Origin of the sequence: Bradyrhizobium sp. CCBAU 45321 (assembly GCF_028128975.1) — a bacterium.
GTDB classification, from domain to species: Bacteria; Pseudomonadota; Alphaproteobacteria; order Rhizobiales; family Xanthobacteraceae; genus Bradyrhizobium; species Bradyrhizobium yuanmingense.
Map to the genome: position 1 here is coordinate 263,476 of NZ_LFKZ01000124.1, position 26,654 is coordinate 290,129.

Sequence of the window (26,654 nt, forward strand, 5' to 3'; positions counted from 1 at the left end):
TCGATCCTCACGCGGCGCGCCGGCATTCGTCCGCCGGCCACGCGCGTCATTCCGCTGCTGCGATCTGTCCGAGCTCCACCACCTGGCGCTCGAACAGGCTGCGATAGATGCCGTCCGGCTTGCGCGCGAGCACCGCGTGCGTGCCCTGCTCGACGATCTCGCCGCGATCGAACACCAGGATGCGATCGAGGCTCTTCACCGTCGACAGCCGGTGCGCGATCACGATCGAGGTGCGGCCCTGCATCAACCGCTCCATCGCCTCCTGGATCAGCGCCTCGGATTCCGAATCCAGGCTCGAGGTCGCCTCGTCCAGAATCAGCACCGGCGCATCCGCCAGGAAGGCGCGTGCCAGCGCCACGCGCTGCCGCTCGCCGCCCGACAATTTCACGCCGCGCTCGCCGACCAGGGTGCCGTAGCCCTTCGGCAGGCGCAGGATGAAGTCGTGCGCATTGGCAAGCCGCGCCGCTTGCTCGATCGCTTCCAAGCTGGCGCCGGGCCGGCCATAGGCGATGTTCTCGGCGAGCGTGCGGTGAAACAGGATCGGCTCCTGCTGCACGATCGCGATCTGGCTGCGCAGCGATTGCTGCGTGGCCAGCGCGATGTCCTGACCGTCGATCAGCACGCGGCCGCCGGTGACGTCGTAGAGCCGCTGCACCAGCTTGACGAAGGTGGTCTTGCCGGAGCCGGAGCGGCCGACGAGGCCGACCCGTTCGCCGGCGCGGATCGTCAGCGACAACCCGTCGTAGAGCGGCGTGCGATGGCCGCCGTACTGGAACGTGACGTCGTCGAACACGATCTCGCCGCCCTCGATCGCGATCGGCTGCGCATCGGCCGCATCGGCGATGCCGATCGGCTCGTCGTGGATCGCCACCAGCTCCTCCATGTCGTTGACCGAGCGCTGGAGGTTGTTGATGTGCATGCCGACGTCGCGCAAATAGGCGTGGATCACGTAGTAACTCGTCAGCACGTAAGTGACGTCGCCGGGAGAGGCGTAGCCGGAGACCCACAGCCACACGGATCCGCCGATCACCGAAGCGCGCAAGGCCAGCAGCAGCGTCAGCTGCGCCATGGCGGTGTAGTTGTAGCGAAACCAGGTCCGCCGCACCCGCACGCGCCAGCGGTTGATGACGCGCGCGAGCCGCGCATCCTCGCGCAGCTCCGCACCGAAGGATTTCACCACGGCGTTGCAGGTCAGCGCATCCGCCAGCGTGCCGCCGACCTTGGTGTCCCAGGCATTGGAGACGCGCGCGGCCGGCGCGATGTAGCGGGTCGAGAACAGCACCGTCATCGTGACATAGGCCAGCGCGCCGAGCGCGATCACCGCGCCGAGCGAGGTCCAGTGCAGGCCGAGCAGAATCATCGAGCCGATCAGAACGACGAACGAGGGCAGCAGCGCCAACAGCAGCGTGTCGTTGAGCAGGTCGAGCGCCCACATGCCGCGGGTGATCTTGCGGACCGTGGAGCCGGCGAAGGAGTTCGCGTGCCAGTCGGTCGAGAGACGCTGCACGCGCGTGAACGCCTCCTGCGCGACCTCGGACATGATCTGCAGCGTGAACGGCACGATCGCCTGCAATCCCGCGAGCCGCAGCACCATCGAGGCCGCACCCAGCGCCACGATGGTGCCGAACGCGACCAGCGCCGCGTGCCGGGCATCGGGGTCGGACGGACCTCGGGTCAGCGCGTCGATCAGGTGGCCGGAGAAGACCGGCATGAACAAATCGGCGGCGGTTGCGCCGAGCAGGCCGCCGGCCACGACGAGGCCGCGCCCCGGCTGCTTCAGCCAATGCTTGAACACGAAGGGAAGCACGACGCGAATCGCCGCAGGCTTCTTGGACAGAGCGGTCATGGCATCATCCGGCCGCTTCGCGCGGGCCGGCTCCATCGGTGGACGCAGGCCGGCCGCGAGGGCCGAGACGGCGTCACGTAAGACTGATTTTGACTTGGGAAACGAAGCGATCGGGACGCTTGGCCAAAACCTTGGCCCAATCGAAGCTGGCGGAAGAGGCCTCTAACAGGCCGCGTACATACCGAGCCAGAACGTGATCGAGGTCATCATCGAGCGCGGGCGTACGATCTGCGATTGCGACGAAATCATGCAAATCTCTCCCCGGTTCGAATGAATGGGTGCGCTTTATAGATGTGTCGCCAGCCGATTGCAACGGGCCTCGCGCGAGATCACGCACGAGTGTTGCAAATTAGTGCGCGTCGCCGCCGGCGCCGAACGGCGAAGCCGGCTTGTTCAGCAGCGCGACCAGCAGGCTGAGACCGAGATAGAACAGCGCCAGCATGAGGAAGACGTCGCCGAAACTCATCACCACGGCCTGGCGATGCACGATCTGGCTGAGCTGCTTCATCGCCATCAGCGCGGAATCGCCGAGCCCCTGGAACTTCTGCATCAACATGGTCAGGGTTTCGGTCGCAGTCGCGTTGCCCCAGGTCACCCGCTCCTGCAGGCGGACGATGTGCAGGTCGGTGCGTTCGTTGAGCACGGTGTTGATGACGGCGAGGCCGACCGCACCGCCGAGATTGCGCATCAGGTTGAACAGGCCGCTCGCGTTCTTCACCTTCTCGGGCGCGAGCGTGCCGAGCGCGATGTTGTTGGTCGGCACCATCGCGAACATCATGCCGATGCCGCGCAGGATCTGCGGCACCAGCAGCTCGTAGAAATCGTATTCGCGCGTGATAAAGGTCATCTGGTAGGAGCCGATCGCGAACACGATGAGGCCGAATGCGATCATGTAGCGCATGTCGACCTTCGCCATGAGCCGGCCGACCAGCGGCGCGACCAGGAACATGGTGATGCCGGAGACGAACATGGTCTCGCCGATCATCAGCGCGCTGTAGCCGCGCACTTCGGCGAGATAGCGCGGGTAGATGTATGTCAGGCCGTAGAGGCCGATGCCGATGCAGAATTGCAGCGTACATCCGACGGCGAAATTGCGGTCGGAGAAGGTGCGCAGATTGACGATCGGCTCGGCCGCCGTGAACACGCGCCAGAAGAAGGCGATGGCCGAGAGACCGCTGATCCAGGCGCAGATCGCGACCGACGTGTCCTGCATCCATTGATGTTGCGATCCTTCCTCCAGCACGTATTCCAGCGTGCCGAGGAAGCTGGCCATGAACAATAGGCCCCACCAGTCGAAGCGCTCGAGCAGCTCGAAATGCGGCTCGTCGAAATCGACCAGCGCCAGCACGCCCAACGTGATGCCGATGCCGGGCACGACGTTGATGAAGAACAGCCAGTTCCACGACATCAGGTCGGTGATGTAGCCGCCGACCGTCGGCCCGATGGTCGGGGCCAGCGTCGCGACGAGGCCGATGATGGGTCCGACGATGTGGAATTTCGTGCGCGGAAAGACGGTGTAGGCCGAAGCGAACACGGTCGGGATCATGCCGGCGCCGAGAAAGCCCTGCAGCGCACGCCAGAGGATCATCTCCTCGATCGTCGTGGCGAAGCCGCAAAGCAGGCTTGCGGCGGTGAAGCCCGCCGCCGAGATCGCGAACAGCAGCCGCGTGCCGAAGGCGCGCGACAGGAAGCCCGACAGCGGGATCGCGATCACCTCGGCGATGAGATAGGCGGTCTGAACCCAGGACACCTCGCTCGAGCTCGCCGACAGCCCGGCCTGGATTTCGCTCAAGGAGGCCGAGACGATCTGGATGTCCAGGATCGACATGAACATCCCGAACACCATGATGATGAACGCGAACAGCCGCTTCGGCGCAATGCGCTCCGAAGCGGGATCCGCCATCATGGCAGGTGAAGCGGTGGTGGCGGTGGCCATGTGTCAGTTCGGACTGGAGCGGCGGGCTCTTACCTCTCCCGCTTGCGGGAGAGGTCGACGCGCTCGAAGAGCGCGGCGGGTGAGGGCTTTCTCCTCTTGGGGAGTCTCCCTGGAGGAGACACCCTCTCCCCAGCCCTCTCCCGCAAGCGGGAGAGGGAGCGCACCTGCATTCGGGGCAGCGGCGCGGCTCATGTCATCGTCCCTACTGCGGATGGACCGCGGTGGGATGGTCGAGGTCGACCTCGGTGTCGGCGTCGGCGGCGCCCTTGTTGGTGTCGACGGTGGCGTAGACCGACATGCCGGCGCGGAGCAGGTTCTGCTTCGCCACTGATTTGGGCACGCGGATGCGAACCGGCACGCGCTGCACGATCTTGGTGAAATTGCCGGTGGCATTGTCGGGCGGCAGCAGCGTGAACACCGAGCCCGCGCCCGCCGCGATGCTGTCGACCACGCCGGAGAACTTGCGCATGCCATAGGCATCGACCTTGATCGTCACCGGCTGGCCGGGACGGATGCGCTTGAGCTGCGTCTCCTTGAAATTCGCGTCGATATAGACCTCATCCAGCGGCACGATGTTGCCGAGGCGCTGGCCGACCGTGACGAAGTCGCCGGTGTTGACCAGGCGGTTCGAGAACGTGCCGTTGACCGGCGCACGCACCGCGGTGAAGCTGAGGTCGCGCTCGGCCTTGGCGAGCGTGGTCTTGAGCTCGGCGAGCTGCGCTTGCGCTTCGGCTTGCTGCGCCTTGGCGACGTCGACATTGCTGACGGCAACCTCATAGGCGGCGCGTGCGGCCTTGACCGCGGCGGCGCCCTGGTCGCGTCCGGCCTCCGAGCTTTCGAAGGTGGCGCGCGAGGCAAAGCCCTTGCTGCTCAGCGCCTGCTGGCGCTCGTAATCGAGGTCGGCGCGCTTGAGGCCCGCTTCCGCGGAGACGAGCTGCGCCCTGGCCTGAGCGACCTGGCTGTCGAGTGCGGCGACCTGGCGGCCGATGCGATCGATGGTGGTCTGCTGGGTCGCGATCTTGGTCGCGGCGGCTTCGACCGCAATTCTGTAATCGCCGTCGTCGATGCGGAAGATGATGTCGCCGGCCTGGACGGGCGTGTTGTCGCCGGCGAGGATCGCGGAGATATGGCCGGCAACGCGCGCGCCGAGCATGGTGTTGTTGGCGCGGACATAGGCATCGTCGGTCGAGATGTAGAAGCGGCCGACCAGCGTGTAATAGCCGGCATAGCCCGCAACGGCGAGCGCGAGCGCGAGGCCGACGCCGGTCAGGACGAATTTGCGCTTGCCGGATTTGGGCGCAGCGGCGGCAGGCACCTCCGTCGCGGGTGCCGGCGGCTTGTCGGTCACCGGGCCCTCCGGCGCCTCGCGGGTCGGACGCTTCGCTTCCTCGGCGACATGAGGGCGCAGCTGCTCGGCAGGGAGTGCGGATGCCTCGGAGAGAGCATCACCACCCGCCTGGTCCTCCACCGCTTCCTGGCGAAGGACGCGAGCCGTCTGGTCTCTCGATGCGGCCATCCAGGCCTCCCCAAAAACGCAACCGAGGGCGCCCGCTGCTGCGGGCGGTCTCCTCGCTGGATCTCAAATACCATTGACCGAACGGTTCGGTCAATATAGAGATCGTGTCCTGCAGACCTTACTGCCGCGAAGCCTTCGTTGGCGTTTCATGGCCCTGATCCGAACCAAAAAGCTTCCGAGACCCTAAACCAATGGTTGTAGCTGCCGGCGAACAATTGCACGTCGTCCCGGACGAGGACAATTCCAAGCGCCGCCAGATTCTGGACGGTGCCCGCAAGGTGTTCATGGATCTTGGCTTCGACGGCGCCAGCATGGGCGAGATCGCCCGCGCCGCGCAGGTCTCCAAGGGCACGCTCTACGTCTATTTCGCCGACAAATTCGCGCTGTTCGAAGCCATCGTCGAACAGGAGGCGCTCCAGCATGGCCAGGTCGTGTTCAGTTTCGATCCCGAGCGCGAGGCCGAGACGACGCTGAAGGAGTTCGGCCTCGCCTATCTTCACCTGGTCTGCCGCCCCGGTGGCGGATCGGCGATCCGCACCGTGATGGCGATCGCCGAGCGCATGCCGGATGTCGGCCGCCGTTACTATGCGCGCGTGCTGGACAAGAGCATCAAAAGCCTCTCCGCTTATCTGAAGGCCCGCGTCGCCTCGGGCGATCTCGCGATCGACGATTGCGATCTCGCCGCCTCGCAGTTCATGGAGCTCAGCAAGGCCTCGCTGTTCCTGCCCTTCGTGTTCCAGGCGGCGCCCGCGCCGTCGGAACAGCGCATGAGTGCGGTGGTCGAGAGCGCAACGCGGATGTTCCTGACGGCGTATAAGGCGAAGTAGCCGCGCGTTGCGCCTGTGGGCCGGGCGGTTATATTGCGGCCATGTCTCGCGATCTTCGCCCGCCGGTCGACATCCTCCACTACGAGATCGTCCATGAACAGGCTTCCGCGCTTGGACGGATGGGCCGTGCCCTCGAACAGAGCCTGTCGCGCTTGCGCGAGTTCGACGCCGCCCACGCAGCGACCGATGTGCGGGAAGCGATGCAACCGGCCAGGCGCAAGCTGGTGCTGGAAGCTGGCCAGGCGCTTTGGATGTTCGTGGTGCAACGCGAGGCGTCCGGCTTGCGCGACAGCCGCCACATCATGCGCACCTACAACGTCCCGGGTGAGGTGCAGCGCTGCATGGGATTGGCACCCGCGCCGCGGAAGCCGGCCGCCGGATGAACTCCGGCTCCGCTGGGATCAAATTCCGATGTCTTCCATTGCGCGCCACCCGTGCAGGACGCGCCGCCCCTCCCGCGCGAACGCAAAGCAGTTGCCGCCGCCGGCGGGCTGATCGTGGATGCGGGCGATGGGGTGGCCCGCAATGTGGCAGAACAGCAGCGTGCCGACTGCGCCGTGGCCGACGAACAGGACGTCGCCGGGACGATGTCGCGCCAGCACCGCCTCGGCCTCGCGCACGATCCGCGCCTGTGCATCCGCAGCGCGCTCCCAGCCGCGCACGTTGAGATGAGGCGCGGCGAAGAACTGGTCGGCGACTTGCTCGAACTCGGCCGGCTTCAGGAAGCCGGTCGCCGAACGGTCGTTCTCGTGCATGGCCTCGCGGATCTCAATCATGAGTCCGAGCCGAGCGGCAATGATCTCGGCGGTCTCGATCGCCTTCCGCTCGCCGCTGGAGACGATCTGCGTCGTGCTTGCGAGCCAGCCTGCATTCGCCAAAGCTTCGGTGCGCGCGCGACCCACCGGGCTCAGGCCCCATTGCGGCACCGGCACATCGGGATCGATTTGCACCTGCGGGTGGGTGAGATAGCGGACGATGCCAGCGGTCATAGTGAATCCGGTCTCTCCTCGTCATTGCGAGGAGCCCTTGCGACGAAGCAATCCAGACTGCCGCTGCGGTGATAGTCTGGATTGCTTCGCTCCGCTCGCAATGACGGCGGGAGATGACTTCCGCAAGGTCATGCCTATTCGTCGATGTACTCGTCGTCTTCCCGCTTGTGCATCGTGCTCTTGCGAGCACCGAGCGAACCGGTCACCGACGGCTCACGCCCGCTCGCATAGGGTCTGCGCGATTGCGCGCGCGAGGCGACCTCTTCGCCCGACACCGCGGCGGGCTGACAGATCAGGCGGCGGCTGGCGCGGCGCATCAGATCGACATGGATGTGATCGTAATGAAAGACGTTGGAGCCCGGCGCCAGCACGGTCGTGAAGTGCGCGCAGGCCCCAGCCTGCACGTCGCGCAGGAAGCCCTGCTCTTCCGGCATGCCGCGCCAGCCGTCCTTGATGGTGATGCGGCGGCCGTCGGCGAGCACGAAGGCCGAAATGTCGAGCGCATTGCCGAAGGCGTGCTCGGAGATACGGGAGTGCGGATTGCCGTTCATGCCCCGGCAGGAATAGGCGGAGATCTGCTTGATCTCGGCGACGCGCACGCCGAACCAGCGCATCGCCGAAGGCTGCACCGTGTCGGCGAGCCAGCGGTCGAGCTCGGACACGATCGGACAGGCGAGCGTCGCTGTCGGCTTGATCGCGACCGGACCGATAGTCGTGACGGGATTGCCCTGCGCAGGACCAAGACGCGGCAGCGGCTGCTGGGCCGGCGCCTGCGAGTAAGGCGCCGGACGAGCCGGATAGCTCGGTGCGTTCATGTAGCGCGCCGCCCCCGAGGCATCGGTACCCTCCGGCGGCAGATCGATCTCGTCCTCCTGCGCGGCCACGCCGGGAGCGTTGAGCGACATCGGCCCGGACGAGGTGCCGTAGCCGGCGGGCTGGCGCACCGCGCTCTCGGGATAGTTCGAGCGCTGCGGATAGGACGATGCCGGATATCCCCGGCTCTGCGGATCATTCGACTGCGGCCGCACCGGCCAACGTGGCTGGTTGCCGATGCTGCCGGGCGGGCGCAGCGCCTCGTCGGCAAAGCCATAGGTGCCGGAGGCTTCGCCGAGGGCGGCGACCTTGAGCGGAAACTCGGCGCCGCAGCTGCCAGGGCCGGAGATCGGGTCGATGCGGACGATGTCCGCACTTTCCTTGACTGCGCCCGATTTCAGGCATGCGGCTTCTGCCTCGGCCCGCCACGGTTCGCGTTCGGCCTGGAAGAAGCCGCGACCGCAACCCGCTAGCGAAACAAGGACGATGGAGCCGACGAGATACAAACGAACTCCGCGCGTCATGAACGCACGTTCGGTGAATTTACTTAAAGACTCTTCAACGTGTTGATTTCAGTGTTCTTTAACCATACCAGGCGCGGCGGCGCCGGTTGCTGCCGATGACGAGCGACAGCGAGCCTGACTTTTTCAGAAAGAGACTTTCTGTTAACCATAAGAGCTGCGCGCCAAGCAACGCGCACGGAGGGAGCGACCTCATGACGTTCGCCGGCAGATTGAGCGTTATCACCGCCTACCTCGCCATGGCCTTCGTCGGCGCCATCGTGCTCGGGATGATTTAGACGGCATCGATCGACACAACGCGGCTGCTTACCCTCCCCTGGAGGGGGAGGGTCGCTGCGCATGTAGCGAAGCGGAATGCGTAGCGGGGTGGGGTGACAGTCTCTCCCCATCCACAGTGTCCGAGAGGAGAGATCACCCCACCCCGCTCGCGCTGCGCGCGATCGACCCTGCCCCTCCAGGAGAGGGTAAGAAACACTACGACCGCGTGCGCGAGGATTGCGACGAGGCGGTGATCTCCTCCCGTGGCGCATCGACTCGCGTCCAGTCGTTGCCGGAGCACCAGAAGCGGCCGAGCGCGCAGGCTTCGACGTGCAGCTTGCCCGAACCCTTCAGCGTCATCCTCGCGTAATAGGTGTTGCCGCTGGAGCGGCTGTAGATGCTGCCGGCCCAGACATCGTGCTTCTTCGGCTTCATGTTGACGAGCACGCTCTCGCCGCGGCTCGACGCTTCACTGAGCGCGTAACCGCACAACGCAGCTCCACAGCGCTCGATGCGGACCGTGCCCTTGGCACCTAGGCTCTCCCATTCGCCGAGCAGCGCGTGGCCCGGGTCAGTGCTGATCTGCGCCACCGCTACGGTCTGATTGATCTCGGTGCTCGGAACGATAACCGGCGGCTCGATGCGCGGCGGTTCGAGCGCGGCGGTCTTCGGCTGATCGGTGCGCTCCAGGTCAACCCGCGGCGGACCGGGGCTCAGCGTCTCCATTCTCGAAATCTCCAAGCTTGGCGCCGGCGGCGGTGCAACGGGCTGCGACGTCGCCGCGGCAAGAACGGGAGGCGCCGGTGGCGGCACCACCACAGCCGCTTGTGGCGGCTTGACCGCTGCCGCCGGACAAGCCGGCTGCGGCGCCTGGACCATCGGCGCGGGCGCCGGCTGCACAGTTCGTGCCGGGCCGACATCCCCCGTCGGCCTGAGGCTGCGCTTGGGAGCCACCGTAATACAGGACGCGGCTCGGCAATTGCGCGGCGCCTCGACATGGAACCGGCTGCCGCCGATCGAGAACGTGTAGGAGCCGGCCTGCGCCGTCGGCGCGACCGCCAGCAGCGCGATCGATGTGGCAAGACAAGTGGCAAGCCAGGTTGCAAGCCGCTGCATCTGCGTTTCCCTCAGGTCGCGACGACGTTACGCAGCGCAGGCGAGGCTGAATGTGCGCTGCATCACCCAGGCGTTGTTCGCTCGTTGTGACGCCCATCACAGAACGCCCGACCGCCGCGGCGTAGGGTCGAACCACGCTTCATCCACCAGCGACACCAGTCCATATCGGGACCGCGCTATTTTCGGAGGTTGTCATGAACAAGCTCTCCATCGCCGCCACCGCCCTCTTCCTGGCTTCGACCGCCGCCGCGCATGCCGGCAATTCGATCTCGTTCCAGATCGAGGGCCAGCACATCCGCATCGAGACGCCGCGCAACTGCGCTTCGCTCAACTGCGTGACCATCGTCGCGCCGGGCCTGTCGGACAAGCCGATCAAGCTGAACAACATCAACCTCAAGGGCCTTGGCGGCTCCAAGGACGATGACGAGGACACCACGCCGGCTCCGGCGCCCACGACGGCGCAGCCCGCGCCGGCTCCCGTGCAGCAGCAGCCGGTGCCGCAAGCGACTGCGCCGGCAGCGCCAGCCGCGCCCGCTGCCCCAGCCGCGACCGCTGCCGCCGCTCCCTCTATTGGCTTCGACAATTCGCAGCCTGCTCCGGTTGCGGCGCCCGCGCCCGTTGCTGCCACCGCTCCCGTCGCCGCGGCTCCGGTGGCTGCCGCGCCCGTGGCCGCAGCGAACTCGCCGATCGGCATCTGGGCGACCGAAGAGAACAAGGGCAATGTCCGCGTCGAGCAGTGTGGCGCCAATCTCTGCGGCTATGCCGAGAAGACCAATGAGCGCATCCTGATCAACATGAAGCCCGAAGGATCGAAGTGGAGCGGCCGCATTCGCGATCCCAACTCCGGACGCAATTACGACTCCACGATCTCGATGAAAGGTCCGAACGTGATGCGCGTGCAGGGCTGCGCCTTCGGCGGCATGTTCTGCGGCGGTCAGACCTGGAAGCGCGTCAGCTGACGCGCGGAGGGTCGGCTCAAACACGTTCGACGCACGTGAGCGCGCTCGGTGCGCTCCCTCGCCCCATTCTTACGGGGAGAGGGTTGGGGTGAGGGGCTGCTTCGGCAGAAATAGTGACAGTGAGACTCGCGGAGAGTCCCCCTCACCCGGATTGCACCTACGATGCAATCCGACCTTTCCCCGCAAGCGGGGCGAGGTCGAGAGAACTCACGCCTCGCCGCGCAGCCAAGCCTTCACCTTCTGCAACAGGCCATGCCGCAACTCATCGACAGAAGCTGCTTCCGCTTGTGTCAGCGTCTGCAAAGATGCATGGATGTCGTCCTTCGCCAACGGCGACACCGGCTCGGAAACCTGCTCCGGGACGGACAGAGGCGCCAGCCCTGCCGCCGCGAGCGCGATCGGTCCGATCTGAGTCAGGAAGACGCGTTCGTATTCGCGCGACAGACGGGCGATCGCGTCGTCCAGCGTCAACCAGTCGACCGCCTTGATGTCGTTCATCAGCTTGCGGACCGGCCCGCCGTCGGCCTCCATCCGCCAGTAATGCACGACCTTGGAGCGCCCGCCGGACTGATAGACCAGCGTGCCCAGAAATTCGTGCACGGCGACGTCGTGGCCGGTCTCCTCCAGCACCTCGCGGTGCGCGGCTTCCCTCGGCGTCTCGCCGTCGTCGAGCTTGCCCTTGGGCAGGACCCATTCGTTGCGCTTGCGCTGGCGCACGACTGCAACCAGCGGCACCGGCGCGCGCCGCAACACAATACCACCCGCCGCCATGACCGGCGCCCGCGCCATCGTCACATCCGTATCGATCGAATCGTCCCCGCCCGACGATATAGGCGGCGGGGGCGGCGGATTGAAGGCTACTTTCTCCTGAGCAACGCTTGCCCCGCGCGAATGCGCGTGCCCTCGGCAATGCCGTCGCAGAAGGAGAAATCGCCGGGCGCGAGGATGATGATGGTCGAGCCGTGCTCGAACCAGCCGAGCTCCTCGCCTTTGCTCACGTTGACGTCGCAGGGAAAATTGACCGGGCCGCGCGTCTGCGCGTTCAGCACCATGTCGAGGAAGTGCAGGCGGATGCTCGCGACCAGGATCGCCGCCACCGGCACCAGCGTCACGGCTTCGCCGGTCGACAAATGCGTGCGGATCACCGCGCGCTCGTTCTTGCAGAACAGACGCTCGACGCGCTTGAGCGCAATCGGGTTGACGTTCCAGACGTCGCCATGGATCAGCGTGACCCGCTCGATGTGCGCGTCATAGGGCGCATGGAAGCGGTGATACATGCTCGACGTCAGCCGCAGCGTGACGAAGGAGCCGTTGCGGTGCTGCTCGACCAGCGCGGAATCGCCGACGAGATCGAGCAGCGAATAGGGCGCGCCCTTGACCTGGAACAGCTCGGTGTCCGCGATTTTCCCGTGAGCGCCGACGATGCCGTCGGAGGGGCTCGCCACCACCGCAGGATCAGGATCGAAGGGCCGCAGGCCCGGCTTCAGCTCCCGGGTGAAGCAGTCGTGCAGACTCCTGAACTGCGTCTTGCTTGCCTCCGACAGATCGAGGTCGGAGAACAGCTTCCACAGCGCGATCGAGAAGTCCCGCACCAGGGGATTCTCGATCTTGGAGAACCAGCCCATGAAGCGGGTCAGGGCCGCGCGGGGGATGCGATTGGTCAACAGGAAGTTGAGGTCTTCCTGCTGAGTGAAAGAGGCGATGAGGGCTTTGACTGTCATGAATCTGTCAGCTCGCAGGTTTAGCGCTTGTTGTCATGGAAACGACACTCCCGATTCTCTCGATGTCCGTGGCCGCCGCAGCGTCCGCTGCCGCCGTCCTCCCGAAGATCAAGGCGCGGGTCGAACTCTCCCGCGCCAAGCACCGCTCGCTCGCCGGGCACTCCAAGATGTCGCGCCGGGTGGCGCGGCTGCTGCCGTTCTACGAGTTCGAGGGCGATCAATACTTCGCCTGCGACGGTGCGCCGGCGAACATCGCAGCGCAACGCAAGGACGCCTTCTTCCGTCTCGCCAGGCTCTACGCCGAGCGCTACCCCAAGGGCCGCGCGATGACCAAGGAAGCGGCCGAGACGATCTCCGATCTCAACTTCACCGAAAGCTATCGCGTGCCGTTCCAGTTCTCGCGCCTCGTCCGCGAGCATCTGGGCACGTCGACCTTCATGGAATCCTCGCGCGGCGTCACCGTCACCGACGTCGACGGCAACACCGCTTACGACCTCACGGGCTCCTACGGCGTCAACATCTTCGGCAACGACTTCTACAAGGAGTGCATCGAGGGCGCCGAGAAGCGCGCGCACGCGCTTGGACCCGTGCTCGGGCCGTACCATCCCGTCATCCTCGAGAATGTGCAGCGGCTCTGCCAAATCTCCGGCCTCGACGAGGTCTCGTTCCACATGTCCGGCACCGAAGCCGTGATGCAGGCTGTGCGGCTGGCGCGCTACCACACCAAGCGCACGCACCTGGTTCGTTTCGCCGGCGCCTATCACGGCTGGTGGGGCGACGTGCAGCCGGGCGTCGGCAATCCCATTCCTGCGCACGAGACCTACACCCTCGCCGAGATGTCGGAGAAGACGCTGCATGTCCTGCGCACGCGCAAGGACATCGCCTGCGTTCTGGTCAACCCGCTGCAGGGGCTGCATCCCAACGCCAACGCGCCCGGGGATTCCTCGCTGGTCGATTCCTCGCGCGGCGGCAATTTCGATCGCGCGGCCTACACCGAATGGCTGAAGAAGCTGCGCGAGGTTTGCAGCGAGCGCGGTATTGTCCTGATCTTCGACGAGGTCTTCGTCGGCTTCCGCCTCGCCGCCGGCGGCGCCCAGGAATATTTCGGCGTCAAGGCCGACATGGTGACCTATGGCAAGAGCCTCGCCGGCGGCCTGCCGGTCGGCGTGGTCTGCGGCAAGCGCGAATTGATGCGGCGCTTCCGCGACGACCGTCCCGCCGACATCTGCTTCGCCCGCGGCACCTTCAACTCGCATCCCTACGTCATGACGGCGATGGACGAGTTCCTGAGCCGCCTCGCCAGCCCGAACTTCCGCGCCGCTTATGACGGGCTGGAAGAGACCTGGAACGGGCGCGTGAAGAAGCTCAACCAGATGATGCAGGATGCCGACCTGCCGGTGCGCTTCGCCAACTTCTCCTCGATCTGGACGGTGAAATACACCACGCCGTCCCGCTACAATTGGATGCTGCAATATTACCTGCGCGCCGAAGGCCTGGCGTTGAGCTGGGTCGGCACGGGACGGCTGATCTTCAGCCTCAACTACACCGACGCCGACTTCACCGAAGTCGCCGACCGCTTCGTACGCGCCGCCCAGAAGATGAAGGCCGACGGCTTCTGGTGGCACGATGGCGTGCTCACCAACAAGCAGATCAAGCGCCAGATCCTGAAAGAGATGCTGGCCAAGCGCTTCGGGCGCTGAGGCCTTTCTCCTCGCCCCAAACACCGCTCTCTCGTCTCCCTCTCCCCGCCTGCGGGGAGAGGGTCGGGGTGAGGGGGAGTCTCCGCGGGCCCGGTGAGAGTTGGCGCAGACCTCTCTGGCAGCGTCCCCGCGGATAGCCCCCCTCACCCGAATTTGCGCTCCGCGCAAATTCGACCTCTCCCCGCACGCGGGGAGAGGTGAAGGAAGCACCGCGTTCGCAGCCCCGAACACGTGGATGCCCGGGACAAGCCCGGGCATGACGTAGCCATCAGACATCGGAGCCTGTCGCGTGCGCCGCGCGCTTCAAGCGTGCTGCTCTTCGAGCACGGGCTCGTCGATGAAGCCCAGCGTGTGCTCGGGATTGAGGTGCAGGCCGGGATCCATCAGCTCGCCGCGCATCAGGGCGAGCGGAGCACCGCGATAGAGCATCAGATCGTGGAAGGGATCGGTCAGGATCTTGGTCATCCAGACGAGGCCGGTCTCGACGTCGCGGATGAAGAACAGGTGCACCGTGCGGAACAGCAGGCCGCCACCGCCGACCACGAGCCAGATCTTCGCCACCTGCCGCATGAAGTCGGTCGCGCTCTGCCAGGGCGTGAAGATGCCGAACAGGGTGGGATCGACGACCAGCACCAGCGGCGACAGCGCCCAGATCGCCATCAGCACCACTTTGCGCTGCAAATTGTAGCCGACCTTGATCTCTTCCTTGTACTCGTGCGTCGCCTGATTGATGTGATCGTAGGTGTGCGGCTCGAAGAAGAAGTGGCCGGCCTGGCGCGAGGTCATCGACACCAACCAGCCGACCAGCGCGGAGACGACGGGATCGATGAACAGCCAGACATAGGCGAACAGGAAGCTCAGCGCGCTGACGAAGTGCAGGCTCTGATTGATGCGGCTGTGGTGATAGTAGCGATGGTCGTCCCAGCGCTGGATCCGCAGCTGCTCGAGATAATTCTTGATCATGCTCTTCCCCAAAATGCTTTCGGGTTCAGGATTACAGGGATTCGATGTAGGCCGTGTGACATCATCATTTTGTCATGTGACGATGTGCAGCGGCGCGATGACGCACGCGACGCGTGAGCCTCAGATCAAGCCGCTTTGGCGACGTCGACCTTGCGGAAGCGCACCAGCGAGAAGTGTCCCAGCGGCGGAATCAAGCGGCGCTCGGCAAGCTCGATGCCGTGCGCGCCGGCGAGCCATTTGGCATAGCGCGACCAGGCGAATTCGGCGGTGCGAAAGCCGAGCGGACGCACCACCGGCTGCAGCTTCTGCTCGATGAAGCGGCGCATCCCGGTGTCGGCGCTGACGCGGGTGAGGATGATCAATTCGCCGCCCGGACGCAGCACGCGGGCGAATTCGTCGAGCGCCTTCTCCGGGTTCGGCACGGCGGTGACGACGTATTGCGCCATCACGACGTCGAAGGAATTATCGGGGAATTCGAGCTTCTCGGCGTCCATCACCGCGAGGCCCTCGACGTTCTTCAGCTTCTGCTCCGTCACGCGGCGGCGCGCCTTGTCCAGCATCGCTTCCGAAATGTCGGTGCCGAAGATGCGCAGGTTCGGCGCGTAGAGCGGCAGCGAGATGCCGGTGCCGACGCCGACCTCGAGCACGCGGCCGCCGATCTTGTTGGTGGCCGCGATCGCCGCCTGCCGGCCCTTGGCGAACACGCCGCCGAACACGAGATCGTAGACCGGTGCCCAGCGGTCATAGGCCTGCTCGACCGTGCCGCGCGTGAGGTCGAGCTGCTGGGTGCCGTCAAAGTTCATGATCTTAGCCATCGATGAGGTTCTCGCTGTGGTTCGAATAAACGGTCAGCCGCGCACCGGCCGCCGCGCCATGCGAGGCGAGGCGCGCAGGACGCGGCTGGGCTGCAGTGAGGTGAGGTTGCCGACGAACTGGCGCGCGCTGTTCTCCCAGGAGCGCTCCAGCGCGAAATTGCGGCAGGTCTCGCGCGACATCGTGAGCGCGCGCAGGCAGGCGGAGCCCAGATCGTGGTCGATCGCGCCGATCGGGTGATCGGCAATGACGTCTTTCGGTCCCGTCACCGGAAACGCCGCAACCGGCGTGCCGCAGGCGAGCGCCTCGAGCTGCACCACGCCAAAGGTGTCGGTCAGGCTCGGAAACACGAATACGTCGGCCGCGGCGAGATGGGCCGTGAGATCCGCCCCCTTCTTCTCGCCGAGGAAGACTGCGTCCGGATATTTCTTCTCCAGCGCCGCCTTCTGCGGGCCGTCGCCGACGACGACCTTGGTGCCGGGCAGGTCGAGCGACAGGAACGCTTCGAGATTCTTCTCCACCGCCACGCGCCCCATTGTCATGAAGATCGGGCGCGGCAGGTCGAGCTGTGCCGGAGCGTCGGGATGAAACAGCCCGGTGTCGACACCGCGCGTCCAGAAGCCGAGCCGCTTGAAGCCGCGCTCGGACAGCTCCTGCCGCAGCGAGGGCGTCGCCACCATGGTCATGGCAGCGGCATCGTGGAAGTGGCGCAGCACCGCGTAGCCGACGCCCGCCGGGATGCCGGTCCGCACCGAGACGTATTCCGGAAAGCGGGTCGTGTAGGAGGTGGTGAAGGCGAGCCGGTTGCGGCGACAATAAGCGCGCGCCGCCCAGCCGATCGGGCCCTCGGTCGCGATATGCAGCGCCTCTGGCGCGGCCTTCTCGATCCGCCGCGCGATCTCCTTCGCCGAAGGCAGCGCGAAGCGCAGGCCCGGATAGGTCGGCAGCGGCCAGGACGGAAAGCCGTCGGGGGTGAGGAAGTCGATCTCGACGTCGAGGGCCTTGGCCGCATTCGCTAGGGAGGTCAGGGTGCGGACCACACCGTTGACCTGCGGATGCCAGGCGTCCGTCGCGATTAATACCCGCATGGGAAGATCCCGAGAGTTTGATGATTCTCAGGCATCGACCATCAACGAAGGTTATTTCAGGCGTGTGACGTCACAGAAGTGTCGGCGTGCTGTTTTGTTCGTTAACGAGCCGGCGGAGCCACGAAACTGTCATGAAACAATTCTTGCCGCCGTGAAACCGTTTTCGGTTTTCCGCGCAAATGTCCCGAAACGTTTTGCCGTTAGGACTTTAGGCAACGGAGCACCGCAACGGTGCCGCGGTGAGCAAAACACCGAGCAAACAGGGGCGATCACATGTTCAATCTGGACACGTTCAAGACGTTTTCGCGCGCCGTTGCACTCAGTGCCGTCGCGGTTTCCGCAATCGCGTTCGCTGGTGCAGCCAAGGCCGCGCCGGTGCAGATCTTCCCGTTCTTCCAGCCGCTGCCGCCGATGACCGCGCCGCAGCCGCTGCAGCCCTATCAGCCGTATCAGCCCTATCAGGCGCCGACCTACCAGACCGAGCCTGAGGATCAGGACGCGGTCGAGCTGCCGGCCCGCTTCCGCCGCCAGACCGTCTCCTACGCGACGCGCGAAGCGCCGGGCACAATCATCATCGATACGCCCAATACCTATCTCTATTACGTGCTCGGCAATGGCCAGGCACTGCGCTACGGCATCGGCGTCGGCCGCGACGGCTTCACCTGGTCCGGAATCCAGTCAGTGAGCCGCAAGGCCGAGTGGCCGGCCTGGACGCCGCCGCCGGAGATGATCGCCCGCCAGCCCTATCTGCCGCGCCACATGGCCGGCGGCCCCGGCAATCCGCTCGGCGCGCGCGCCATGTATCTCGGCGGCACCATCTACCGCATCCACGGCACCAACGCCCCTGAAACCATCGGCAAGCGCGTGTCCTCCGGCTGCATCCGCATGACCAACGAGGACGTCACCGACCTCTATTCCCGCGTCAACGTCGGCACCAAGGTGATCGTGCTGCCGATGACCGAGCGCCGCGCAGACCTCGGCGCCGCGAGCCGCTGAAGCGACAGGACAACGTAACGCGAACGGCCCCGGAACCCACCGGGGCCGTTTTCGTTTGCCCTCGACATCCCCGTTGCGCCTGTTGCGGCGCAATCCCCGATGGAGGCGCAAATGCGACCACGAAGGCAACCCTCGCCAAGCCCATGGCTGCACGCCCTCGCCTGCGCCGGAGCACTGACGCTGCTCGTGTCCGCGCACGCCTCGCGCGCGCAGCAACCCGCGAATGACGACGCCGGCAAGCAGGCTTTCAACAATTCCTGCCGCACCTGCCATTCCATGAAGGAAGGCGACAATCGCCTCGGTCCCAATCTCAACAAGATCGTCGGACGCAAGGCCGGCTCGCTGCCGGACTACAATTACTCCTCGTCCATGAAAGAAGCCGGCTTCGCCTGGGACCAGGACAAGCTCACCCGCTTCATGGTCAAGCCGGACGAAGTCGTGTCCGGCCACAAGATGCAGCCCTATGGCGGCATCTCGGCGGAGGAGGCGGCGAAAGTGGTAACGCATCTGAAGGCAATGTCGCAGTGACCGGTGATTGCGGCGCATCCTTCGAGACGCCCGCCTGCGGCGGGCCCTCAGGATGACGACTGAGTCTGCTGCTTCGATTGGCTGCCGAGACGTTTCCCGGTCATGATCAATCCTCTTGCGCCAAGGCAGGACTGCCAGATTAGCCTCATCCTGAGGAGCGCGCCGTTGCGCGCGTCTCGAAGGACGAGGCGTTCACGATGACCGACGGCGCGTGGCTCTACATTCTCCAATGCGCGGACGGCAGCTACTACATCGGCACGACGCGCACCGAGCTCGAGATTAGGGTCGCTCAACACAACGCCGGCACGTTCGAGGGCTACACGATGTCTCGTCGCCCCGTCACGCTGATCTTCTCCCAATGGTTCGACCACATCACCGACGCGATCGAATGCGAGCGCAAGCTCAAGAAATGGAGCCGCGCGAAGAAGGAGGCGTTCATGCGCGGCGGCTTCGCCGAGCTGCATGAGCTGGCAAAGCGAGGATCACATCATCCTTCGAGACGCCCGCCTACGGCGGGCCCTCAGGATGAGGACTGAGTGTGTGGCTCGCAGTCATCCAGTACTTGCGCCACTCGCCAAATGCCAGATAGCCTCATCCTGAGGAGCGCGCCCTTGCGCGCGTCTCGAAGGACGAGGCGTTCGCACCGGCGGATCGCTTCACCGGCCGCTACCGCCGCCGCTCCGCCATCAGCCTCAGCCACGCCGCGGCATGAAACGCGCTCATCAAGAGATACATCGGCACCATCCCGCCGAGCAGAGAGCCCTGCCCGGCGCCGCACAGCATCTCCGCGGACCCACCCTCGGCCAAAGCCGTCATCACGGCCATGATCGCGAAGGTCGGCGTGGCCGCCAGCGCCAGCCATCTGGCGAGGTGGCGCGCGGCCGCCACAGCGTCGGGGCTGGCGCCGGGGACCGCGCTGACCGGGCCGGTCATTTCCGTTCTCCCGCGGCCTCCTCGCGGAAGGCTTTCTCGCCGGCGTCCGAGATCTCCACCCATCGCTTGTCGGGCGCGGCGCCCTCCTCGTAGCTGTCGTGCCAGTTCCACCATTTGTAGGTCGGGGTCTGTGGATAGCCCGGAGGCGAGTCCTCCCACACCTCCTGGCGGCCGAGCGGGGTGATGTCGAGATAGTTCCAGGTCCCGCCCATCTGCTCGTCGCCGCGGCTCTTGACGAAATAGGTGCGGAAGATGCGCGTTCCGTCGCGGTAGAACACGTTGGTGCCGTGCCATTCGTCGACGCCGAAATCGGCATCGAAGCTGTCGGTGATGGTGACCCAGGGCATGGTCCAGCCCATCCGCTGCTTCAACCTGACGATGTCGGCGTACGGCGCGCGCGACGCGAACACCAGCGTGGTGTCGCGGGCATTCAAGTGCGAGACATGGGCGACCTGGTCGGCCACCATGGAGCAGCCGCGGCAGGCGTGATCGGGCCAGCCGAACACACCGGGCTCGAAGAAGGCGCGATAGACGATCAGTTGCCGCCGGCCCTGGAACAGCTCGTGCAGACTGAGCTTGCCGCCGGGGCCCTCGAACGCATAGGTTTTGTCGACCGCCATCCATGGCATGCGGCGCCGCTCGGCGGCCAAGGCGTCGCGGGCACGGGTATGCGCCTTCTCCTTCACGAGCAGCTGCAGACGGGCCGCCTCCCAGTCCTGCGGCGACACCACCGGCGGTGTCTGCATGGCGGTCTTTCCGTTGGTTCCTGCTTTTTCTGCTGATGTCATCATGACTCTCCAAAGCTTTTGCTCGACGTCCTGCCAACGATTTCTGGCACCAAGCGGCCACGGTGCGGGAGTAACAAGTGTGGCGGGATTGACATGGAATCGCTGATCACTGCCGCTGCGCGCGCGTTAGAGGCCGGCGATCCGCTCGGCGCCCTGAACCGCGTCGCGCTGCGCAACGATGCGCCGTCGCTGGCGCTGCGCGGCATCGCGATGGCGCAGCTCGGCGATCTCGCCAAGGCCAAGTTGCTGCTGCGCACCGCCGCGCGCGCCTTCGGTCCGCGCGAGGCGGTGGCACGCGCAAGATGCCTGGTGGCCGAAGCCGAGATCGCGCTGGTCTCACGCGATCTGAACTGGCCGGTGAAGACGCTCGCGGCGGCACGCGCGACGCTCGAACAGCACGGCGATCTCGTCAATGCCGCCCATGCAGGCCATGTCGAGGCCCGCCGCCTGCTTCTGGTCGGGCGCCTCGACGAGGCCGAGCGCACGCTCGCCGAAGTCCGTCCCGCCATGCTCCCGCCCGCGTCGCAGGTCGTCCGCGAGCTCGTGCTCGCCGGCATCGCCATCAGGCGGCTCAGAACGAACGACGCGCGCACGGCGCTCGGCCGCGCGGCTCACGCAGCGCGCCTTGCAGCCATTCCGGCGCTCGTGGCCGAGGTCGACAGCGCGAGCCTGATCCTCGACACGCCGGCAGCACGCCTGATCGCCCGCGGCAGCGAACATCCGCTGTTGCTGGGAGAGGTCGAACGTCTGGCGACCTCGACGGCGCTGGTCGTGGATACCTTTCATCACGTCGTGCGCAGGCAAGGCGTCGCGGTGTCGCTCGGAACGCGCCCCGTGCTGTTCGCGCTCGCGCGTCTCCTGGCCCAAGCATGGCCTGCGGATGTCTCGCGCGAGACGCTGATATCCGGCGCCTTTCGAGCCGGGCACGCCGACGAATCGCACCGCGCGCGCCTGCGCGTCGAGATCGGACGGCTCCGCACCAAGCTCGCGCCGCTGGCCGATATCAGCGCGACGAAGCAAGGCTTCGTGCTGGCGCCGCGGAAGACGCGCGACGTCCTCGTGCTGGCGCGGCCCGTTGAGGAGAGGCACGCCGCCGTCCTCGCCTTTCTTACCGACGGCGAGCCATGGTCGAGCTCGGCGCTCGCGCTTGCGCTTCGCATCAGTCCGCGCACCGTGCAGCGCGCGCTCGAGGAGCTGGCGCGGTCGGGCAAGGTGCAGTCGTACGGACACGGACGGGCGCGCCGCTGGATGACGCCGCCCGTTCCGGGTTTCCCGACAGGCTTGTTACTCCCCACGCCGCTCCTGAAGACGTAGGATGCGCGTTAAGCACAGGGAGCAAGCACATGAAACGTTCAGCCGCCGAGATCGTCACGGAATATGGCCCCTTTCCAGGCGTCGAAGCCGTGCATGGCGTCACCTATGACGGCACGCGAGTCTGGTTCGCCTCCGGCGACAAGCTGAACGCGCTCGATCCGGCCGACGGCAGGATCGCGCGCTCCATCGACGTCGCCGCGCATGCGGGAACGGCGTTCGACGGACGGCACCTATTCCAGATCGCCGAGGACCGCATCCAGAAGATCGATGCGGCCTCGGGCAAGGTGCTCGGCACCATTCCGGCGCCCGGCGGCGGCGGCGATTCCGGCCTCGCCTGGGCCGAGGGCTCGCTCTGGGTCGGGCAATATCGCGAGCGCAAGATCCATCAAATTGACCCCGAAACGGGGAAGATCCTCCGCACCATCGAGAGCAAGCGCTTCGTGACCGGGGTGACCTGGGTGGACGGCGAGCTCTGGCACGGCACCTGGGAGAACGAACAGAGCGATTTGCGTCGGATCGACCCGGAAACGGGACAAGTGATCGAGCAGATCGACATGCCCGCCGGTACGATCGTGTCAGGCCTGGAATCGGACGGCGGTGACCGTTTCTTCTGCGGCGGCGGCAATCGCGGCAAGGTGAGAGCGGTCCGGCGCCCGCGGCAAAGCTAGTTCACGGTGAGCTGAGCGCTTAGCCTCGTCCTTCGAGACGACCGCTTCGCGGTCTCCTCAGGATGAGGCTAAGCAACATCGGCGCTCGCTGAAACCAGCGCCGCACACACACGGTCCTCATCCTGAGGGCCCGCCAACGGCGGGCGTCTCGAAGGATGGCCGCAGTCGCAGATCTCACGCTGCGGTTTCGCCCCAATTCCACCCAACGGGTGCGCTCTAGCGCCCTCCTCGCCCGCCCTGTAGAATCCCCGTCGGGGCGACTTGGGGGATTGATGCGTCTGACGTGGAATGTGAAGACTATCCTGATCGGTGTCGCGGTGCTCGCGGCGTCGTTCTTCATCAGCCTGAAGGCGATGGAATTACTGGCGCCGCGCGCGACAGATTCGGCGCCGCCGGTCGCTCAGTTGCCGCCGCTGCCGCCGGCCTCGAAGAGCTCCATCGTGATCGCGCCGGTCGCCATCGCGCTGTCGGCGATCCGCGAGCAGGCCGAGAGGGCCGCGCCGCGCAATTTCGCCGGCAAGGCCGACAACCCGATCTCGCAGATCCTGGAGAATGCCGATATCGGCTGGTCCGCCGTCCGGGGCCCGATGGCGGCAGCCGGCGACAAGGACGTGCTGACGATCTCGACCCCGCTCACCGGCAAGCTCAACGTGACCGGCTCGCTGTCGTCGAAGGCCACAGGCGCGCTTGGCGATGCGCTCGGCAGCGTGCTCGGCGGCGACGCCGCGAAGCGGATCGGCGCGGTCAACATCAAGAACCTGAACGCGAGCGCGGAGATCAAGGGCAACGTCGTCGTTACCTCGCGCCCGAAGCTCGCCGCCGCCTGGTATCTGGAGCCTAATCTCGGCGCCCAGGTCAATCTCGGCGACACCAACCTCAACGTCGCCGGCGCCAAGGTCAACGTGCCCGCGCAGGTCAAGCCGCTGATTGACAAGACCGTCGGCGAGCAGATCAACGCCGTCTCCGAGCGCATCCGCAACGATCCCTCGCTGCGCGAGAATGCCAAAGCGCAATGGATCAAGGCCTGCCGCTCGATCCCGCTGCAAGGATCTAGCGCCTCGGCGGCGCTGCCGCCGCTCTGGCTCGAGATGAAGCCGGTGCGCGCGATCGCGGCGCAGCCGCGCGTCGATGCGCAGGCCGTGACCTTGCTGCTCGGCCTCGAAGCCGAGACACGCGTGACCTCGACGCCGACCAAGCCGGACTGTCCGTTCCCCGACAAGATCTCGATCGTACCGCCGACCGGCACCGGCGTGAACATCGGCGTGCCGATCGACGTGCCTTTCACGGAGATCAACAAGCTGATCGCCGCGCAGATGGTCGGCCGCACCTATCCGGAGGACGGCTCCGGCCCGGTCGACGTCACCGTCAAGAGCGCCAACGTCGTGCCCTCGGGCGACCAACTGCTGATCTCGCTTCTGGTGCGCGCCAAGGAGAAGAAGAGCTGGTTCGGCCTCGGCGCCGAGGCGAATGTGCACATCTGGGGCCGGCCGGTGCTCGACCAGGCGCAGCAGACGCTGCGGCTCACCGACATCCAGCTCGCGGTGGAATCCGAGGCGGCCTTCGGCCTGTTGGGTGCCGCCGCCCGCGCCGTCGTCCCGCAGATGCAGCAGGCGCTGCTGCAGAGGGCAACGCTCGATCTGAAGCCGATCGCCGCCAACGCCCGCGAGAAGATCGCCGCCGCAATCGCCGACTACCAGAAGAGCGAGGACGGCCTCAAGGTCGAGGCCAGGATCGAGAGCCTCACTCTCGCCGACATCGCCTTCGATTCCAAGACTCTGCGCGTGGTTGCGGAAGCCGGCGGCTCGCTGAACGTATTCGTGACGAAGCTGTCGGGGATGTAGCGCTTCCCTGCGAATCGCAGGGCTATTTGCATTTGAACCTTCACCGAGGTCGTCATGCCCGGGCTTGTCCCGGGCATCCACGTTCTTTGTGCTGCGCGGCAAGGCGTGGATGGCCGGGACAAGCCCGGCCATGACGATGTGGGGACTATCGTGCCAGACGTGCACTGTTCATATGCGATAGCCCCGCCACTCGCCGGACCCGCACAATTCCTCGTCGCTTGCGCCGCTGGCATTCTCGCTGCAGGATGCTAATCTCGCACGCGCATTGTAGGGGACAACGCGAGGACAACATGGAAGCCGGCATGGTCACGCCTGCGCCGGCGCTGGTGCGTTTTTCCGGCATTCAAAAAACCTATGATGGCGAGCATCTCGTGGTGAAGAACCTCGACCTCGACATCAGGAAGGGCGAATTCATCACCCTGCTCGGCCCGTCGGGATCGGGCAAGACGACCACGCTGATGATGCTGGCCGGCTTCGAGGTGCCGACCCATGGCGAGATTTACCTCAGCGAGCGGCCGATCAAGAACGTGCCGCCGCACAAGCGCGACATCGGCATGGTGTTCCAGAACTACGCGCTGTTTCCGCACCTGACGATCGCTGAAAACATCGCCTTCCCGCTGTCGGTGCGCAAGTCGAGCAAGGCGGAAACGCAAGAGCGCGTCAGCGCGGCGCTGCGCATGATCAAGATGGAAACTTTTGCGCACCGGCGGCCCGGGCAATTGTCCGGCGGTCAGCAGCAGCGGGTGGCGCTGGCCCGCGCGCTGGTGTTCAATCCGCAGCTCGTGCTGATGGACGAGCCCCTGGGCGCGCTGGACAAGCGGCTGCGGGAGCAGATGCAGCTGGAGATCAAGCAGTTGCACGAGACGATGGGCATCACGGTCGTCTATGTCACCCACGACCAGAGCGAAGCGCTCACGATGTCGGACCGCATCGCCGTATTCAACGACGGCATCGTGCAGCAGATCGACCGCCCCGACGCGCTGTATGAGCATCCCGTGAACAGCTTCGTCGCCCATTTCATCGGCGAGAACAATGTGCTCGCCGGCACCGTGGAAACCGTCGAAAGGGATTATTGCCGCGTCGCGCTGGCCGGTGGCGGCACAGTCGCCGCACGGGCGGTCAACGTGTCAGGCGCAGGCGCATCGACCTCCCTGTCGGTGCGGCCGGAGCGTGTCGCAATAATTCCCAATGGCAATTCCAGTGAGGGACCGAACCGGCTGCCGGCAAAAGTGCAGAACACCATCTATCTCGGTGACCACGCGCTGGCCGTGCTGGATGTGGCCGGCAACGCCGAGTTCATGGTCAAGCTTCAGCCGGGAGCGCATCACGGCCTAAGACCTGGCGAAAGCGTGTTCATCACCTTCCGCCCGGAGGACTGCCTCGCCCTCGATCCCGTCTGATCTGCCGGCGGCAAAGCTGAACACTCGATGTCAACGCAACTCACATGAAGAAGGAACGAAGACCATGCTGAAGCGCAAGATTGCTCTGGGTTTCGCCGCGGCACTGGGCGCCAGTGCTGCGCTGGCCAATGTCGCGCAGGCGCGTGACCTCACTGTCGTCTCGTGGGGCGGTGCGTATCAGGAGGCCCAGAAGAAGGTCTATTTCGAGCCGTTCAAGAAAGCGTCCGGCATCGCGATGAACGATGAATCCTGGGACGGCGGCGTCGGCGTGCTGCGCGCCAAGGTGCAGGGAGGTGCCGCCACCTGGGACGTCGTCCAGGTCGAGAGCGATGAGCTCGCGGTCGGCTGTGAAGAGGGCCTGTTCGAGAAGCTGGACTATTCCAAGATCGGCGGCGAGGCCGCCTATATCCCGCCGTCGGTCAATCCTTGCGGCGTCGGCGCCATCCTCTACGATTTCGTGCTCGGCTACGACAAGGACAAGCTGAAGGAGGCCCCGAAAGGCTGGGCCGACTTCTTCGACACCAAGAAGATTCCCGGCAAGCGTGCCCTGCGTCAGGGTCCGAAGACCACGCTGGAGATCGCCCTCATGGCCGACGGCGTCGCACCGAAGGACGTCTACAAGGTGCTGGCGACCGACGAAGGCATCGAGCGCGCCTTCAAGAAGCTCGACACTATCAAGGGCGACCTCGTCTGGTGGAAGGCCGGCGCGCAGCCGCCGCAATTGCTCGCCTCCGGCGAGGTGGCGATGACCTCGGTCTACAATGGCCGCATCGACACCGCGAACAAGAACGAGAAGAAGAACTTTGGCATGGTGTGGGACGGCGCGCTGTTCACACTCGACAGCTGGGTCATCCTGAAGGGGAGCCCGAACAAGGACGCGGCCTACAAGTTCCTGGACTTCGTCGGCAAGGCGGAGAACCAGTCCAAGCTGTCGGAGAACATTGCTTACGGCACCTCCAACAAGGACGCCGCCGGCCGGCTCGCGCCCGCCGTCCTGAAGGACCTGCCGACGGCGCCTGACAACATCAAGAACGCGGTCGAGATCAACGTCGGCTTCTGGCTCGAGAACATCGACCGCCTGACCGAGCGCTTCAACAAATGGGCCGCGAAATAGCGATCA

At 65.6% G+C, this 26,654-nt stretch carries 26 protein-coding genes; 13 read left to right on the forward strand and 13 right to left on the reverse strand.

The features are described 5' to 3' along the window. Positions 1–46: 46 nt before the first annotated feature. From ACM43_RS21460 to ACM43_RS21470, 3 genes are all read right to left on the reverse strand, one after another. Positions 47–1,846 carry an ABC transporter ATP-binding protein gene (locus ACM43_RS21460; protein ID WP_271542701.1) on the reverse strand — a complete coding sequence of 600 codons (1,800 nt, stop codon included), beginning with the start codon at positions 1,844–1,846 and terminating at the stop codon, positions 47–49. Between the two features lie 349 nt (positions 1,847–2,195). Then, entirely contained in the window at positions 2,196–3,782 is a 1,587-nt protein-coding gene (locus ACM43_RS21465) for a DHA2 family efflux MFS transporter permease subunit (protein ID WP_157287782.1), read from the reverse strand. A gap of 202 nt (positions 3,783–3,984) precedes the next feature. Beyond that, positions 3,985–5,298, reverse strand: a complete 1,314-nt coding sequence (locus tag ACM43_RS21470; RefSeq protein ID WP_271542703.1) for an HlyD family secretion protein — start codon at positions 5,296–5,298, stop codon at positions 3,985–3,987. Between the two features lie 191 nt (positions 5,299–5,489). On the opposite strand from ACM43_RS21470, the gene ACM43_RS21475 reads away from it, so the two are divergent. Together ACM43_RS21475 and ACM43_RS21480 are read left to right on the forward strand one after the other, a co-directional pair. Next, a complete protein-coding gene (locus tag ACM43_RS21475; protein ID WP_271542705.1) occupies positions 5,490–6,125 on the forward strand; it encodes a TetR/AcrR family transcriptional regulator in 636 nt (211 codons plus the stop codon). Between the two features lie 41 nt (positions 6,126–6,166). Further along, on the forward strand, positions 6,167–6,508 hold the full coding sequence (locus ACM43_RS21480; protein ID WP_271542707.1) for a DUF6665 family protein: 342 nt from the start codon (positions 6,167–6,169) through the stop codon (positions 6,506–6,508). Between the two features lie 18 nt (positions 6,509–6,526). Here ACM43_RS21480 and ACM43_RS21485 read toward each other — a convergent pair whose 3' ends face one another. Beyond that, positions 6,527–7,114 carry a histidine phosphatase family protein gene (locus ACM43_RS21485; RefSeq protein WP_271542709.1) on the reverse strand — a complete coding sequence of 196 codons (588 nt, stop codon included), beginning with the start codon at positions 7,112–7,114 and terminating at the stop codon, positions 6,527–6,529. Positions 7,115–7,248: 134 nt separating this feature from the next. Beyond that, entirely contained in the window at positions 7,249–8,451 is a 1,203-nt protein-coding gene (locus ACM43_RS21490) for an extensin family protein (protein WP_271542711.1), read from the reverse strand. Positions 8,452–8,546: 95 nt separating this feature from the next. On the opposite strand from ACM43_RS21490, the gene ACM43_RS21495 reads away from it, so the two are divergent. Beyond that, on the forward strand, positions 8,547–8,726 hold the full coding sequence (locus ACM43_RS21495; RefSeq protein WP_271542713.1) for a hypothetical protein: 180 nt from the start codon (positions 8,547–8,549) through the stop codon (positions 8,724–8,726). Between the two features lie 196 nt (positions 8,727–8,922). Here the strand turns inward: ACM43_RS21495 and ACM43_RS21500 are convergent, their stop codons facing one another. Further along, on the reverse strand, positions 8,923–9,822 hold the full coding sequence (locus ACM43_RS21500; protein WP_271542715.1) for a DUF2147 domain-containing protein: 900 nt from the start codon (positions 9,820–9,822) through the stop codon (positions 8,923–8,925). A 194-nt stretch (positions 9,823–10,016) separates the two neighbouring features. On the opposite strand from ACM43_RS21500, the gene ACM43_RS21505 reads away from it, so the two are divergent. Further along, a complete protein-coding gene (locus ACM43_RS21505; protein WP_271542717.1) occupies positions 10,017–10,781 on the forward strand; it encodes a DUF2147 domain-containing protein in 765 nt (254 codons plus the stop codon). A gap of 207 nt (positions 10,782–10,988) precedes the next feature. Here ACM43_RS21505 and ACM43_RS21510 read toward each other — a convergent pair whose 3' ends face one another. Both ACM43_RS21510 and asd read right to left on the reverse strand, forming a co-directional pair. Then, positions 10,989–11,570 (reverse strand): NUDIX hydrolase, encoded by a 582-nt coding sequence (locus tag ACM43_RS21510; protein WP_271542719.1) that lies wholly within the window; start codon positions 11,568–11,570, stop codon positions 10,989–10,991. Positions 11,571–11,638: 68 nt separating this feature from the next. Next, complete coding sequence (gene asd, locus ACM43_RS21515; protein ID WP_128263736.1) at positions 11,639–12,502, reverse strand: archaetidylserine decarboxylase; 864 nt, start codon at positions 12,500–12,502, stop codon at positions 11,639–11,641. Positions 12,503–12,537: 35 nt separating this feature from the next. Between asd and ACM43_RS21520 the strand changes: the two genes are divergently transcribed. Further along, on the forward strand, positions 12,538–14,202 hold the full coding sequence (locus ACM43_RS21520) for an aminotransferase class III-fold pyridoxal phosphate-dependent enzyme (RefSeq protein WP_271542724.1): 1,665 nt from the start codon (positions 12,538–12,540) through the stop codon (positions 14,200–14,202). Positions 14,203–14,505: 303 nt separating this feature from the next. Here the strand turns inward: ACM43_RS21520 and ACM43_RS21525 are convergent, their stop codons facing one another. The 3 genes from ACM43_RS21525 to ACM43_RS21535 all read right to left on the reverse strand — a co-directional run bounded on the left by ACM43_RS21525 (position 14,506) and on the right by ACM43_RS21535 (position 17,066). After that, positions 14,506–15,165 (reverse strand): membrane protein, encoded by a 660-nt coding sequence (locus ACM43_RS21525; RefSeq protein WP_025034507.1) that lies wholly within the window; start codon positions 15,163–15,165, stop codon positions 14,506–14,508. Between the two features lie 125 nt (positions 15,166–15,290). Then, on the reverse strand, positions 15,291–15,980 hold the full coding sequence (locus tag ACM43_RS21530; RefSeq protein ID WP_271542726.1) for a class I SAM-dependent methyltransferase: 690 nt from the start codon (positions 15,978–15,980) through the stop codon (positions 15,291–15,293). Positions 15,981–16,013: 33 nt separating this feature from the next. Then, positions 16,014–17,066: a glycosyltransferase family 4 protein gene (locus ACM43_RS21535; protein WP_271542728.1), complete on the reverse strand. Its 1,053-nt coding sequence runs from the start codon at positions 17,064–17,066 to the stop codon at positions 16,014–16,016. A 273-nt stretch (positions 17,067–17,339) separates the two neighbouring features. On the opposite strand from ACM43_RS21535, the gene ACM43_RS21540 reads away from it, so the two are divergent. The 3 genes from ACM43_RS21540 (at position 17,340) to ACM43_RS21550 (ending at position 19,126) form a co-directional block, all read left to right on the forward strand. Next, positions 17,340–18,062, forward strand: coding sequence for a L,D-transpeptidase (locus ACM43_RS21540; protein ID WP_157281595.1), 723 nt, complete (start codon positions 17,340–17,342; stop codon positions 18,060–18,062). A 111-nt stretch (positions 18,063–18,173) separates the two neighbouring features. Then, positions 18,174–18,590 (forward strand): c-type cytochrome, encoded by a 417-nt coding sequence (locus ACM43_RS21545; RefSeq protein ID WP_404543115.1) that lies wholly within the window; start codon positions 18,174–18,176, stop codon positions 18,588–18,590. A gap of 197 nt (positions 18,591–18,787) precedes the next feature. Further along, positions 18,788–19,126 (forward strand): GIY-YIG nuclease family protein, encoded by a 339-nt coding sequence (locus ACM43_RS21550; protein ID WP_271542732.1) that lies wholly within the window; start codon positions 18,788–18,790, stop codon positions 19,124–19,126. Between the two features lie 130 nt (positions 19,127–19,256). Here the strand turns inward: ACM43_RS21550 and ACM43_RS21555 are convergent, their stop codons facing one another. Continuing rightward, positions 19,257–19,523, reverse strand: a complete 267-nt coding sequence (locus ACM43_RS21555; RefSeq protein WP_271542734.1) for a hypothetical protein — start codon at positions 19,521–19,523, stop codon at positions 19,257–19,259. Beyond that, positions 19,520–20,314, reverse strand: a complete 795-nt coding sequence (locus tag ACM43_RS21560; protein ID WP_271542736.1) for a DUF899 domain-containing protein — start codon at positions 20,312–20,314, stop codon at positions 19,520–19,522. The genes ACM43_RS21555 and ACM43_RS21560 overlap by 4 nt, the downstream gene beginning before the upstream one ends. A 90-nt stretch (positions 20,315–20,404) precedes the next feature. Between ACM43_RS21560 and ACM43_RS21565 the strand changes: the two genes are divergently transcribed. The 5 genes from ACM43_RS21565 (at position 20,405) to ACM43_RS21585 (ending at position 26,648) form a co-directional block, all read left to right on the forward strand. Continuing rightward, entirely contained in the window at positions 20,405–21,625 is a 1,221-nt protein-coding gene (locus tag ACM43_RS21565) for a helix-turn-helix domain-containing protein (protein ID WP_271542738.1), read from the forward strand. 29 nt (positions 21,626–21,654) lie between these two features. Further along, positions 21,655–22,293: a Vgb family protein gene (locus tag ACM43_RS21570; RefSeq protein ID WP_057026952.1), complete on the forward strand. Its 639-nt coding sequence runs from the start codon at positions 21,655–21,657 to the stop codon at positions 22,291–22,293. Positions 22,294–22,565: 272 nt separating this feature from the next. Continuing rightward, positions 22,566–24,134, forward strand: a complete 1,569-nt coding sequence (locus ACM43_RS21575; protein ID WP_271542740.1) for a DUF4403 family protein — start codon at positions 22,566–22,568, stop codon at positions 24,132–24,134. A 290-nt stretch (positions 24,135–24,424) separates the two neighbouring features. Continuing rightward, on the forward strand, positions 24,425–25,534 hold the full coding sequence (locus ACM43_RS21580; RefSeq protein ID WP_271542742.1) for an ABC transporter ATP-binding protein: 1,110 nt from the start codon (positions 24,425–24,427) through the stop codon (positions 25,532–25,534). A gap of 64 nt (positions 25,535–25,598) precedes the next feature. Then, positions 25,599–26,648, forward strand: coding sequence for an ABC transporter substrate-binding protein (locus tag ACM43_RS21585; protein WP_271542743.1), 1,050 nt, complete (start codon positions 25,599–25,601; stop codon positions 26,646–26,648). Positions 26,649–26,654 lie beyond the last annotated feature (6 nt).

Coding starts and splice junctions, on each gene's coding strand:
- ACM43_RS21555 (WP_271542734.1), bottom strand. CDS start 19,523: ATGACCGGCCCGGTCAGCGCGGTCCCCGGCGCCAGCCCCGACGCTGTG.
- ACM43_RS21475 (WP_271542705.1), top strand. CDS start 5,490: ATGGTTGTAGCTGCCGGCGAACAATTGCACGTCGTCCCGGACGAGGAC.
- ACM43_RS21575 (WP_271542740.1), top strand. CDS start 22,566: ATGCGTCTGACGTGGAATGTGAAGACTATCCTGATCGGTGTCGCGGTG.
- ACM43_RS21505 (WP_271542717.1), top strand. CDS start 10,017: ATGAACAAGCTCTCCATCGCCGCCACCGCCCTCTTCCTGGCTTCGACC.
- ACM43_RS21490 (WP_271542711.1), bottom strand. CDS start 8,451: ATGACGCGCGGAGTTCGTTTGTATCTCGTCGGCTCCATCGTCCTTGTT.
- ACM43_RS21560 (WP_271542736.1), bottom strand. CDS start 20,314: ATGATGACATCAGCAGAAAAAGCAGGAACCAACGGAAAGACCGCCATG.
- ACM43_RS21495 (WP_271542713.1), top strand. CDS start 8,547: ATGACGAGCGACAGCGAGCCTGACTTTTTCAGAAAGAGACTTTCTGTT.
- ACM43_RS21585 (WP_271542743.1), top strand. CDS start 25,599: ATGCTGAAGCGCAAGATTGCTCTGGGTTTCGCCGCGGCACTGGGCGCC.
- ACM43_RS21510 (WP_271542719.1), bottom strand. CDS start 11,570: ATGGCGCGGGCGCCGGTCATGGCGGCGGGTGGTATTGTGTTGCGGCGC.
- ACM43_RS21465 (WP_157287782.1), bottom strand. CDS start 3,782: ATGGCCACCGCCACCACCGCTTCACCTGCCATGATGGCGGATCCCGCT.
- ACM43_RS21550 (WP_271542732.1), top strand. CDS start 18,788: ATGACCGACGGCGCGTGGCTCTACATTCTCCAATGCGCGGACGGCAGC.
- ACM43_RS21520 (WP_271542724.1), top strand. CDS start 12,538: ATGGAAACGACACTCCCGATTCTCTCGATGTCCGTGGCCGCCGCAGCG.
- ACM43_RS21570 (WP_057026952.1), top strand. CDS start 21,655: ATGAAACGTTCAGCCGCCGAGATCGTCACGGAATATGGCCCCTTTCCA.
- ACM43_RS21580 (WP_271542742.1), top strand. CDS start 24,425: ATGGAAGCCGGCATGGTCACGCCTGCGCCGGCGCTGGTGCGTTTTTCC.
- ACM43_RS21530 (WP_271542726.1), bottom strand. CDS start 15,980: ATGGCTAAGATCATGAACTTTGACGGCACCCAGCAGCTCGACCTCACG.
- ACM43_RS21485 (WP_271542709.1), bottom strand. CDS start 7,114: ATGACCGCTGGCATCGTCCGCTATCTCACCCACCCGCAGGTGCAAATC.
- ACM43_RS21525 (WP_025034507.1), bottom strand. CDS start 15,165: ATGATCAAGAATTATCTCGAGCAGCTGCGGATCCAGCGCTGGGACGAC.
- ACM43_RS21565 (WP_271542738.1), top strand. CDS start 20,405: ATGGAATCGCTGATCACTGCCGCTGCGCGCGCGTTAGAGGCCGGCGAT.
- ACM43_RS21460 (WP_271542701.1), bottom strand. CDS start 1,846: ATGACCGCTCTGTCCAAGAAGCCTGCGGCGATTCGCGTCGTGCTTCCC.
- ACM43_RS21480 (WP_271542707.1), top strand. CDS start 6,167: ATGTCTCGCGATCTTCGCCCGCCGGTCGACATCCTCCACTACGAGATC.
- ACM43_RS21500 (WP_271542715.1), bottom strand. CDS start 9,822: ATGCAGCGGCTTGCAACCTGGCTTGCCACTTGTCTTGCCACATCGATC.
- ACM43_RS21470 (WP_271542703.1), bottom strand. CDS start 5,298: ATGGCCGCATCGAGAGACCAGACGGCTCGCGTCCTTCGCCAGGAAGCG.
- asd (WP_128263736.1), bottom strand. CDS start 12,502: ATGACAGTCAAAGCCCTCATCGCCTCTTTCACTCAGCAGGAAGACCTC.
- ACM43_RS21545 (WP_404543115.1), top strand. CDS start 18,174: ATGCGACCACGAAGGCAACCCTCGCCAAGCCCATGGCTGCACGCCCTC.
- ACM43_RS21535 (WP_271542728.1), bottom strand. CDS start 17,066: ATGCGGGTATTAATCGCGACGGACGCCTGGCATCCGCAGGTCAACGGT.
- ACM43_RS21540 (WP_157281595.1), top strand. CDS start 17,340: ATGTTCAATCTGGACACGTTCAAGACGTTTTCGCGCGCCGTTGCACTC.